The organism is Acaricomes phytoseiuli DSM 14247 (genome assembly GCF_000376245.1).
GTDB lineage: Bacteria > Actinomycetota > Actinomycetes > Actinomycetales > Micrococcaceae > Renibacterium > Renibacterium phytoseiuli.
The window spans coordinates 1-11770 of sequence record NZ_AQXM01000028.1 but is presented as its reverse complement, the minus strand read 5'-3'; the positions used below and the strand labels follow the sequence as shown (position 1 = coordinate 11770).

General features: G+C 54.5%; 5 protein-coding genes and 3 rRNA genes. All 8 read left to right on the top strand.

Annotated elements, in window-relative coordinates; genetic code table 11:
* Positions 1-451, top strand: a 451-nt coding sequence (locus C501_RS11975) for a DUF7927 domain-containing protein (protein ID WP_211206318.1), incomplete at its 5' end; no start/stop codon positions are given.
* Between the two features lie 31 nt (positions 452-482).
* Positions 483-1877, top strand: a complete 1395-nt coding sequence (locus C501_RS13775; protein ID WP_169332100.1) for a right-handed parallel beta-helix repeat-containing protein — start codon at positions 483-485, stop codon at positions 1875-1877.
* A gap of 62 nt (positions 1878-1939) precedes the next feature.
* Positions 1940-2695 (top strand): hypothetical protein, encoded by a 756-nt coding sequence (locus C501_RS13425; RefSeq protein WP_156807549.1) that lies wholly within the window; start codon positions 1940-1942, stop codon positions 2693-2695.
* Positions 2692-3918: a Dyp-type peroxidase gene (locus tag C501_RS14785; RefSeq protein ID WP_342662510.1), complete on the top strand. Its 1227-nt coding sequence runs from the start codon at positions 2692-2694 to the stop codon at positions 3916-3918. The genes C501_RS13425 and C501_RS14785 overlap by 4 nt, the downstream gene beginning before the upstream one ends.
* Positions 3919-4044: 126 nt before the next feature.
* Positions 4045-5823 carry a maltose alpha-D-glucosyltransferase gene (treS, locus tag C501_RS0100755; protein ID WP_051064428.1) on the top strand — a complete coding sequence of 593 codons (1779 nt, stop codon included), beginning with the start codon at positions 4045-4047 and terminating at the stop codon, positions 5821-5823.
* A gap of 450 nt (positions 5824-6273) precedes the next feature.
* Positions 6274-7804 (top strand): 16S ribosomal RNA (locus tag C501_RS0100750).
* Between the two features lie 415 nt (positions 7805-8219).
* Positions 8220-11361 (top strand): 23S ribosomal RNA (locus tag C501_RS0100745).
* Between the two features lie 176 nt (positions 11362-11537).
* Positions 11538-11654: ribosomal RNA gene (gene rrf, locus C501_RS0100740) — 5S ribosomal RNA — on the top strand.
* Together the 16S, 23S and 5S rRNA genes form the textbook arrangement of a ribosomal RNA operon.
* The last annotated feature ends 116 nt before the right edge of the window (positions 11655-11770 follow it).

The following is an 11770-nucleotide window of genomic DNA, read 5'->3' as shown; positions in this document are numbered from 1 at the left end:
TGATGATATGTCGAAGGTTCTGGATAAGGCTGCGTATAACAATGACGTGGTTGCCAGGGTGTTCAATGCTGATGGTTCCCAGGTTTCTGGTGTTCCGGCGGCTTCGTTGGATGGTTCGACGTTGTCGTGGTCTGGTGTGTTGGAGCCGGGTCAGCGGGTTGAGCTGGTGTATTCGGTGACGGTCAATGCTGATGTTCCTGCGGGTGTGTTGGTGGAGAATCGGATGACTTCGACGGCGACTCCGCCGACGGGTGAGCCGATCGAGCCGCCGGAAGTGGTTATCACGCATCCGATCATCTCGGTGACCCCGACTGATGGTGATGACCCACTGGCGATTACAGGTGCTGGGAGCTGGATGATCATCGCACTCTTGGTAGCTGGAGTCTCGGTGCTCTTCGGGACTGTGCTCTTGTTCAGCCCGAGGAAACAAGGAAGGCGCTTTAGTGATTGATGTTAGAAGCCTTTAAGTGAACAATGGTAGGGTGCCAGCTCTTGGTGGCTGGCACCCTGCTATTGCGAAAAACGGAAGCCGTGCGTCGATCGGGGAAGAAGTGAAGAAGTCCGAGTTCAACCGAATATTTGGCATCGTAGTCACGTGCCTTCTTGCCATTCTGGCCTTGAGCGCATGCGGAGGGCCTTCGGCAGATAATTCTTCAGGTTCGGATACCATCAATGTTCCTGCTGATGCACCGACTATTGCTGAGGCGGCTCAGCGCGTCAGAAGCGGGCAGACCATCCTGATCGCTCCGGGGACCTATAAGGAAAGCGTAGTGATCGATGTCCCCGATGTCACAGTGGCAGGAGTAGACCGTAATTCGGTAATCCTGGACGGTGAAGGCAAGCAAGGTGAGGGGATTCTGGTCATCGCCGATGGCGTTAGCATTCAGAATCTTACGGTCAAGTCCTACCTCTTCAATGGAATTCTGGTGACGGGCCTCCGAGATGGGAAAACAGGCTCTGCCCGCGGTGTTGAAGGCTACACCAGGCTTGACCCGGTGAAGTACCCGCCATTGCAGAGGTATTCCATAGATAGCGTCACCGCTTATAACAATGGGCTTTACGGGGTCTATGTATTCAATTCACAAAATGGTGTGGTGGTTGACTCTTATGCCTCTGGAGCAGCGGATTCAGGCTTTTATCTGGGGCAGTGCGTGCAGTGTAACTCTGTTTTCAGGGGTAATGTTGCGGAAAATAATGCGGTTGGGTTCGAGAATGCAAACGCCTCGGATTCTGTTTATGTAGTTCAGAACAACTTCTCCGACAATCGGGTAGGGGCTACCTTTACCTCAAATTATCAAGAAGCCTTTTCTCCCCAAAGCGGAAACACTGTTGTGGGAAATGTGATTTCTTCTAATAATCAACCAGACTCTCCGGCCCAAGCCGAAGGTGGATTTGGGATCGGTCTAGGTGTGGCTGGTGGCACCCAAAACATCTTTAGCCGTAATCTTATTGAAAAAAATCAGCAAACCGGTATCAGTGTAAGAAATACTGAAGACTTGCCAGCTATCGGCAACCAATTTATAGATAATTCATTAGCTGGAAACCCTCTTGACTATGCGGATTTGGCCAGTGATCGTGCTAGTTCCCGAGACAATTGCCTCCAGCCGGTTGGTTCGCTCACCGTTTTGCCACCTAACGCCGTAGCGTCTCAGTGTCCAGCTCCGCAGAACAGTACTTCGCCGAGTGCAGACTCGTCTGCGCTGCCACAGGTGACTGTGCCGAGCGGTGTCTCTTTCTTGAGAGTAACGGCTCCACCGGAGCAACCCAATAAGCCTGTTTCCGGGCCGAGGCAGCCGCTTCCGGGAACCCCGGAGCTTCCGGATGCAGGCTCAATCGGGCTCCCGACTAGTGATTATCTGAGTGGGAATAAGCGGTGATATCTAAAAGTATCGGGGCTCTCTTCAAGGCTCTGTGCTTGCTTTTGAGTCTATTGTTAGTCTTGACCATCTCGGCTTGTGGGAATCAGTCTTCGTCCGCGAACGATTCACAAAGTCCGCGTGCGGTTACGAATGACGAAGCTTATCTCTTAGCGGCAGTGCTGTTTAAGAATTACAATGCTGGGGTCAGGCAGATACGGACCTCCTTTGTCGATGGGCCGGAACAAATTAATGCTGATGGGTGGGTAGATTTCACTCAAGGCATCGGGTACGCAAAGGCGACTCCGGTTTCCACTGCAGATGGCGCAGTCGAAACCCCGTTCCTGGTTCGCTGGGATCTCGAAGTGGCTGAAGTCTGGCAAGGTCAAGAAGTAGATTTGAGTTCCGGGGTGCCTCTGCCTGAGCCTTCGACAGGTTGGCAGTCCTTACCCTTGAATTCACAAGAATCATTCCTGGGCAAAGGCTTAGGGGCGCTTCTCTTGCTAGCGAAGGACCGTCCGGAAAACCCTCAGTTACTTCAGCAGAGCTCAGCGCAGTGGCTTCGTGAAGATCAGATCGACGGTGTTCCAGTCAGTGTTTTTAGCGGCCCCGGTTCGGACGGTTTCAACAGTGCTCAAGAAACTCCGTCTGCTACGTCGAGCCCGGCATCCTCCTCTACTCCGGAAGTGGAGCAAGATGGGTCCGGTGTTCGTTACTGGATCGATAACGACGGCCTTCTCCGCAGGGTTGAAATCAGGATCGGCCGATACGGTGATTTCAGCCGCATCGACTTTTCGGAGCCTTCCGGAAATATTACGATTACAGGGCCGGCAACATGAGCAATGACATGAGTGACGAACTCAATAAATCGACTGCACTTACCTCGGTGAATAAGAATAAGCAGGATAAGCGCCGGAAGCCCAAGCCTAGTAGGCGACAGTTATTATTGGGCTCTGCCGGTGTCGCGGGTGGCGTCGGAATCGGTTTTGCTGGAGGGCTGCTCACGGGGCAGAGCGCCCAGTCAGCTGCCCCTCCTGTGGCAGATGGCACCGCAACGCTCCCGGTGCAGGCAAGCGGAGTCACCCAGGCTGGAGTCGACCGTCCGCAGGCACCGCAACGAGTAGTACGGTTGCGCACACTGACTTTTTTCGGAGCTCCTGATTGGTCTTTCCTCCAGGCTCTGGGTGAGCGCATCCTGCAGGTTACGGACGACACCAAGCCTTTGCCGACAGTTATCCCAGACGGCCCCGGGAACCTTACCGTCACTATAGGTGTGGGCCCGCGGCTGGTGGAGGCAAAAGACTCAACCTTACCCGGTGCTCAGCCTTTGCCGGCGTTTCGGGGAGATGAAGCCTTGCCGTCTGAACGGCGCGCGGCCGATCTGCTCATCAGCGTCAATGGTGAAGATCCGAGCCAGCTTGCAGCAGTACAAGATTATTTATGTGAGGGGCTGCCGGAATATGCCCTCGGCTGGGAGCACCTTGGCCTCAGGCCCCCCTCCGATGGGCCCGTGGCAAGAAACCCGCTGGGTTTCTTAGACGGGATTCTGGTGCCACGCACTGAAGCAGACATTCAGGACAAGGTGTGGATTCAGGATCCTGCAGCAGAGAATTCAACCATTTGCGTCATCCGGCAGTTCGCTTTGGACGTGGCTAGGTTCCGAGGACTCGCCGTCACTGAGCAAGAACACGTGATCGGCCGCTATAAAGCGGATGGCTCCCCCCTTTCCGGCGGAGATCGTGATGCCCAGGTCAACTTGGTTGCGAGAACTCCGGAAGGCGAGTATCAGATTCCAGCCCGTTCGCATGCCCGCGCGGCCCATCCGTCGTTCAGCGGGAGCGAGTTGATGCTGCGCCGTAGCTATGGGTATGAAGACGGCAGCGAAGCCGGATTGCTCTTCATCTCTTTCCAGAATCAGCTGCGGACCTTCGTCGAAACTCAAAAGCGCATGGACGAGATGGACAGTCTCATGGACTTCGCAACGCCGAAGGCTAGCTTCACCTTTCTCATCCTTCCCGGGTTCGATCAGGATCGGCCATTGGGCAGTTTCCAAGCCGCCTGATCGCGTTGTTTTCCTGCGAAGCCCGTGGCATCTAGTATTAATCTGACTGTCAGCGGCCGTAGCCGGCAGATGATTTTGAGGAAACAGTGAGGGGTCTGTGTGAGCGCTTCTTCCAAGCACTTCAATATGAATGCTCCTGGTCTGCAGCATGATCCTCACTGGTATAGGAAAGCGGTATTCTACGAAGTCCTGGTACGAGCCTTCCGCGACAACAACGGTGATGGCTCAGGTGACTTCTCCGGGCTAATTGATCGTTTAGATTACCTGCAGTGGCTTGGGGTGGACTGCCTATGGCTGCCGCCCTTTTTCCAGTCGCCCTTGCGCGACGGGGGATATGACATCTCAGATTATTACCAGGTATTAGATGAGTTCGGAACCCTATCCGACTTTCAGCGGCTCGTAGCGGAGGCTCATGCCCGGGGAGTCCGTGTCATCATCGACTTGCCTTTGAACCACACTTCAGATCAGCATGCTTGGTTCCAAGCGTCTAGGGAGGATCCAGACGGACCCTATGGCGACTTCTACGTCTGGAGCGATACTGATGAAAAGTACCAAGACGCTCGAATCATATTTGTCGACACAGAAGAATCCAACTGGACTTTCGATCCGATTCGCAGGCAGTTTTTTTGGCATCGGTTCTTCAGCCACCAACCAGACCTGAACTTCGAGAACCCTGATGTGGTCAAAGCTATTTTCGAGGTTGTAAGGTTCTGGCTGGACCAAGGAATCGACGGGTTCCGCGCCGATGCCATTCCTTATTTATTTGAGGAAGAAGGAACTAGTTCCGAGAATTTGCCGGCGACTCACTATTTTCTCCGCGACCTTCGCGCCATGGTGGACAAGGAGTACCCAGGCCGCGTGATCATCGCTGAAGCGAACCAGCACCCAGAGGAAGTGGTCGAGTATTTCGGAACGGCCGAAAACCCTGAGTGCCACATGGCTTTTCACTTCCCGATCATGCCCCGGCTCTTCTATGCGCTGCGGGACCAGAAGGCGGCGCCGATCATCAACACTATGAAGGACACCCCAGCTATCCCTGCGGGAGCTCAGTGGGGGACATTCCTGCGTAATCATGATGAACTCACCTTGGAAATGGTGACTCCCGCGGAGCGCGAGGCGATGTTGGGTTGGTATGCACCTGATTCGCGGATGCGAGCGAACGTGGGCATCCGGCGCCGGCTGGCACCCCTGCTTGATAACTCCCGGTCTGAAATCGAGTTGATCAACGCCATGCTCCTGGCCTTGCCGGGTAGCCCTTTTCTCTATTACGGAGACGAGATCGGCATGGGAGAGAACATCTGGTTGCTCGATCGGGATTCCGTCCGTACCCCGATGCAGTGGACGCCAGATCGGAACGCGGGTTTTTCGAATGCCGACCCCGGCAAGCTTTACCTCCCGGTGGTGCAGTCATTGGTCTACCACTTCAATCAGGTCAATGTGGAAGCCCAGCAAGCGCACTCAGCATCATTGCTGAACTGGACCCGGCAGATTCTCAGCGTACGTAAAGCTCACCCGGCCTTCGGCCTGGGTGGGTATCAGAATGTGCAAGCTAGTGCAGATTCTGTACTGGCCTTTCTGCGCGAGTTGCCCGAGGACAACCCGGAAGGTGAAATGTCCGAAAGCATGCTCTGTGTATTCAATTTATCCCAGCACCCAGTGGCTACTCAGATCTGGTTGCCGCACTATGCCGGACGAGGATTGCGGGATGTCTTCGGCGGTATGGTCTTCCCTAATGTGGGAGATGACGGAGCGCTCACGCTCACACTGGGCAGTCACGACTTCTACTGGCTGCGAGTACGTTCCTCGAATTCGAGTAGTTTCTCGCCCTTGACGCAGCCGATGCCTCTTTTGGCGGATTCGCCTATCAGTGTTGCTGAGGCTGAAGTCGGCGAAGCTCAAGAGTGAAGTGGCTAGCGACGGCTTGAGCCGCTTTCTCCCCGCTGCTGCATCTCTAGTCCTCAGCGGAAGATCAGATCCTTCAAGATGATCCGAAACCCGGTATTCAATGATTTTGAGAGAGGACTTGCCAAGCCTCTGGAGCGGTGGTATATTCATAACCCGCGCCAGGAAGGGAACGTAGCCGCTAAATCTCAGCGGCAAGCATCCGTTCTCGGCCGGAAAATCTCTAGAAAAATCAGTGGTTGACACTGCGCTAAGACTAGGGTAAGATAGAAAAGTTGCTCCGGATTCGTTTTCAGAGAAACCGGAAGCAGTCTGTTGTTTGAGTTCTCAATAGTGTGTTTTGTGTTTGTTGATACCGTTTTTGTAGATGGTGTCGTTCTGTTGTGTCATGCGCTCCTGTGTGTGATGTGATGGAGTTGATGCTTGGATCATTCGTTGGTCTGTTGATGTTTTTTGACGGAGAGTTTGATTCTGGCTCAGGATGAACGCTGGCGGCGTGCTTAACACATGCAAGTCGAACGATGAAGCGGTGCTTGCACCGTGGATTAGTGGCGAACGGGTGAGTAACACGTGAGTAACCTGCCCAAGACTCTGGGATAAGCCTGGGAAACTGGGTCTAATACTGGATATGACCATTGGACGCATGTTCTGGTGGTGGAAAGCTTTTGTGGTTTTGGATGGACTCGCGGCCTATCAGCTTGATGGTGGGGTAATGGCCTACCATGGCTTTGACGGGTAGCCGGCCTGAGAGGGTGACCGGCCACACTGGGACTGAGATACGGCCCAGACTCCTACGGGAGGCAGCAGTGGGGAATATTGCACAATGGGCGAAAGCCTGATGCAGCGACGCCGCGTGAGGGATGACGGCCTTCGGGTTGTAAACCTCTTTCAGTAGGGAACAAGGCTAGTTTTGCTAGTTGAGGGTACCTGCAGAAGAAGCACCGGCTAACTACGTGCCAGCAGCCGCGGTAATACGTAGGGTGCGAGCGTTATCCGGAATTATTGGGCGTAAAGAGCTCGTAGGCGGTTTGTCGCGTCTGCCGTGAAAGTCCGGGGCTTAACCCCGGATCTGCGGTGGGTACGGGCAGACTAGAGTGATGTAGGGGAGACTGGAATTCCTGGTGTAGCGGTGGAATGCGCAGATATCAGGAGGAACACCGATGGCGAAGGCAGGTCTCTGGGCATTAACTGACGCTGAGGAGCGAAAGCATGGGGAGCGAACAGGATTAGATACCCTGGTAGTCCATGCCGTAAACGTTGGGCACTAGGTGTGGGGAGCATTCCACGTTCTCCGCGCCGTAGCTAACGCATTAAGTGCCCCGCCTGGGGAGTACGGCCGCAAGGCTAAAACTCAAAGAAATTGACGGGGGCCCGCACAAGCGGCGGAGCATGCGGATTAATTCGATGCAACGCGAAGAACCTTACCAAGGCTTGACATCGCCTAGATCGCTATAGAGATATGGTTTCCCTTCGGGGCTGGGTGACAGGTGGTGCATGGTTGTCGTCAGCTCGTGTCGTGAGATGTTGGGTTAAGTCCCGCAACGAGCGCAACCCTCGTTCTATGTTGCCAGCGGTTCGGCCGGGGACTCATAGGAGACTGCCGGGGTCAACTCGGAGGAAGGTGGGGATGACGTCAAATCATCATGCCCCTTATGTCTTGGGCTTCACGCATGCTACAATGGCCGGTACAAAGGGTTGCGATACTGTGAGGTGGAGCTAATCCCAAAAAGCCGGTCTCAGTTCGGATTGGGGTCTGCAACTCGACCCCATGAAGTCGGAGTCGCTAGTAATCGCAGATCAGCAACGCTGCGGTGAATACGTTCCCGGGCCTTGTACACACCGCCCGTCAAGTCACGAAAGTTGGTAACACCCGAAGCCGGTGGCCTAACCCTTGTGGAGGGAGCCGTCGAAGGTGGGACTGGCGATTGGGACTAAGTCGTAACAAGGTAGCCGTACCGGAAGGTGCGGCTGGATCACCTCCTTTCTAAGGAGCACCAAGCACTCAGTCGCTGGCCGCATGGTTGGTGGTGTGGGTGTGAGGAGTAAAGCCCATTGCGGAACCGACAGTGTTTCGGTGGGTGCTCATGGGTGGAATATCAACAAATAGTGCCTCGTGATCGTGAGTCAGTGAGTGCTTAGTACGCCGGTTTTTGCTGGTTGGAAGGGTTTCTTGTTGGTTGATGGTGTGGGGGTGATGAAACACACTATTGGGGCCTGAGGCAACAGGCGCCCGCACTTTTGGTGTGGGGTTTGTTGTTTTGTTTCCTGTGCTTTGACTGGAATACCGGTTGTTGTTGGTGTTTGGTTGGGGTGTGGGTTGTTGTTTGAGAACTGTATAGTGAACGCGAGCATCTTATATTAGAGCAATTAGTAGTTTATTTTTTGTTCTGGTTTTTGTGGTTCAAGTTTTCAAGGGCACATGGTGAATGCCTTGGCACAAGGAGCCGAAGAAGGACGTAGGAATCTGCGATAAGCCTCGGGGAGTTGATAACCGAACGGTGATCCGAGGATGTCCGAATGGGGAAACCCCGCTGCCTGTTATGGGTAGTGACCCGCACCTGAACACATAGGGTGTGTGGAGGGAACGTGGGGAAGTGAAACATCTCAGTACCCACAGGAAGAGAAAACAAAAGTGATTCCGTTAGTAGTGGCGAGCGAACGCGGAAGAGGCTAAACCGTGTCTGTGTGATACCCGGCAGGGGTTGCAGGCGCGGGGTTGTGGGACGATTCGTACTGGTTCTGCCGGACTGGTGAAGTGTAATGCGCAGGTATAGATGAACGGTTTTGAATGACCGGCCGTAGAGGGTGTGAGCCCCGTAGTTGAAATGTTGTGCGCTGCTTGAGTCGTATCCCGAGTAGCACGGGGCCCGAGAAATCCCGTGTGAATCTGTCAGGACCACCTGATAAGCCTAAATACTCCCTTGTGACCGATAGCGGACAAGTACCGTGAGGGAAAGGTGAAAAGTACCCCGGGAGGGGAGTGAAATAGTACCTGAAACCATGTGCTTACAATCCGTCAGAGCAGGCTTGTTCCTGTGATGGCGTGCCTTTTGAAGAATGAGCCTGCGAGTTAGTGATACGTGGCGAGGTTAACCCGTGCGGGGTATCCGTAGCGAAAGCGAGTCTGAATAGGGCGATTCAGTCGCGTGTCCTAGACCCGAAGCGGAGTGATCTACCCATGGCCAGGTTGAAGCGACGGTAAGACGTCGTGGAGGACCGAACCCACCTAGGTTGAAAACTGGGGGGATGAGCTGTGGGTAGGGGTGAAAGGCCAATCAAACTCCGTGATAGCTGGTTCTCCCCGAAATGCATTTAGGTGCAGCGTTACGTGTTTCTTACCGGAGGTAGAGCTACTGGATGGCCGATGGGCCCTACAAGGTTACTGACGTCAGCCAAACTCCGAATGCCGGTAAGTGAGAGCGTAGCAGTGAGACTGTGGGGGATAAGCTTCATAGTCGAGAGGGAAACAGCCCAGACCACCAACTAAGGCCCCTAAGCGTGTGCTAAGTGGGAAAGGATGTGGGATTGCTTAGACAACCAGGAGGTTGGCTTAGAAGCAGCCACCCTTGAAAGAGTGCGTAATAGCTCACTGGTCAAGTGATTCCGCGCCGACAATGTAGCGGGGCTCAAGCACATCGCCGAAGTTGTGGCATTCACACACGTACCCTAGTGTCACGGGTTTACCCGTGGTGTTCAGGGGTGTGGATGGGTAGGGGAGCGTCGTGTGGGCAGTGAAGCCGCGGTGGAAACCAGCGGTAGAGGCCACACGAGTGAGAATGCAGGCATGAGTAGCGAAAGACGGGTGAGAAACCCGTCCGCCGAATGATCAAGGGTTCCAGGGTCAAGCTAATCTGCCCTGGGTAAGTCGGGACCTAAGGCGAGGCCGACAGGCGTAGTCGATGGACAACGGGTTGATATTCCCGTACCGGCGAAGAACCGCCCATACTGAGCAGGTGATACTAACCGCCAGACGCATGACTGATCGCCCTTGTGGTGTGAGGTTTTTTGCTGATCGCGGGACCTTATCCTGGGAGGTAAGCGTATTAACAGGTGTGACGCAGGAAGGTAGCCGAGCCGGGCGATGGTTGTCCCGGTCTAAGCAGGTAGCCCGTTCCATAGGTAAATCCGTGGAGCTAGTTTTGATACTGAGGGTGAGACGTGATGGGACCCCCTGATGGGGGAATTCGGTGATCCTATGCTGCCGAGAAAAGCATCGACGTGAGGTTCCAGCCGCCCGTACCCCAAACCGACACAGGTGATCAGGTAGAGAATACCAAGGCGATCGAGAGAATCGTGGTTAAGGAACTCGGCAAAATACCCCCGTAACTTCGGGAGAAGGGGGGCCCAATCCGTGATGAGGATTTACTCCTCGGAGCGGGTGTGGGCCGCAGAGACCAGGGGGAAGCGACTGTTTACTAAAAACACAGGTCCGTGCGAAGTCGCAAGACGATGTATACGGACTGACTCCTGCCCGGTGCTGGAAGGTTAAGAGGATCGGTTAGCCCCTTTGTGGGCGAAGCTGAGAATTTAAGCCCCAGTAAACGGCGGTGGTAACTATAACCATCCTAAGGTAGCGAAATTCCTTGTCGGGTAAGTTCCGACCTGCACGAATGGAGTAACGACTTCCCTACTGTCTCAACCATGAACTCGGCGAAATTGCACTACGAGTAAAGATGCTCGTTACGCGCAGCAGGACGGAAAGACCCCGAGACCTTTACTATAGTTTGGTATTGGTGTTCTAAGTGGTTTGTGTAGGATAGGTGGGAGACTGTGAAGCAGGCACGCTAGTGTGTGTGGAGTCATCGTTGAAATACCACTCTGATCACTTGGGGCACCTAACTTCGGCCCGTAATCCGGGTCAGGGACAGTGCCTGATGGGTAGTTTAACTGGGGCGGTTGCCTCCCAAAAAGTAACGGAGGCGCCCAAAGGTTCCCTCAGCCTGGTTGGCAATCAGGTGTTGAGTGTAAGTGCACAAGGGAGCTTGACTGTGAGAGAGACATCTCGAGCAGGGACGAAAGTCGGGACTAGTGATCCGGCGGCACATTGTGGAATGGCCGTCGCTCAACGGATAAAAGGTACCTCGGGGATAACAGGCTGATCTTGCCCAAGAGTCCATATCGACGGCATGGTTTGGCACCTCGATGTCGGCTCGTCGCATCCTGGGGCTGGAGTAGGTCCCAAGGGTTGGGCTGTTCGCCCATTAAAGCGGTACGCGAGCTGGGTTTAGAACGTCGTGAGACAGTTCGGTCCCTATCCGCTGCGCGCGCAGGAAATTTGAGAAGAGCTGTCCTTAGTACGAGAGGACCGGGACGGACGAACCTCTGGTGTGCCAGTTGTACCGCCAGGTGCACGGCTGGTTGGCTACGTTCGGACGGGATAACCGCTGAAAGCATCTAAGCGGGAAGCCCACTTCAAGATGAGATTTCCATCCACCATTTGGTGGGAGAGGCCCCCAGCAGACCACTGGGTTGATAGGCCGGACGTGGAAGCACAGTAATGTGTGAAGCTGACCGGTACTAATAAGCCGATAACCTGACCCACAAACCCAACAACACTTCAAAAGAGTTGGGAGGGTGCTCGCGTTCACTCTACGGTCCCCAAACAACAAACCACACCGCGGTATGAAAAGCACAGGAACCATTGAGATAACTACATAAGACTTGACGTAACAGTCACACGAAACTTCACCCCCTCCACAGGGGTGGTGACATAGAGTTTCGGCGGCCATAGCGTGGGGGAAACGCCCGGTCCCATCCCGAACCCGGAAGCTAAGCCCCACAGCGCCCATGGTACTGCACTCGACAGGGTGTGGGAGAGTAGGACACCGCCGAACAACCATTACAAGAGAGGGAACCACAAAGCCGTGGTTCCCTCTCTCTTTATTATTTTAACAACAGCCACATCGGGCGCCCAAGGACCGGAATGGGTCTGCCCCGGGTTTGGTTGACA

Coding starts and splice junctions, on each gene's coding strand:
- C501_RS14785 (WP_342662510.1), top strand. CDS start 2,692: ATGAGCAATGACATGAGTGACGAACTCAATAAATCGACTGCACTTACC.
- treS (WP_051064428.1), top strand. CDS start 4,045: ATGAATGCTCCTGGTCTGCAGCATGATCCTCACTGGTATAGGAAAGCG.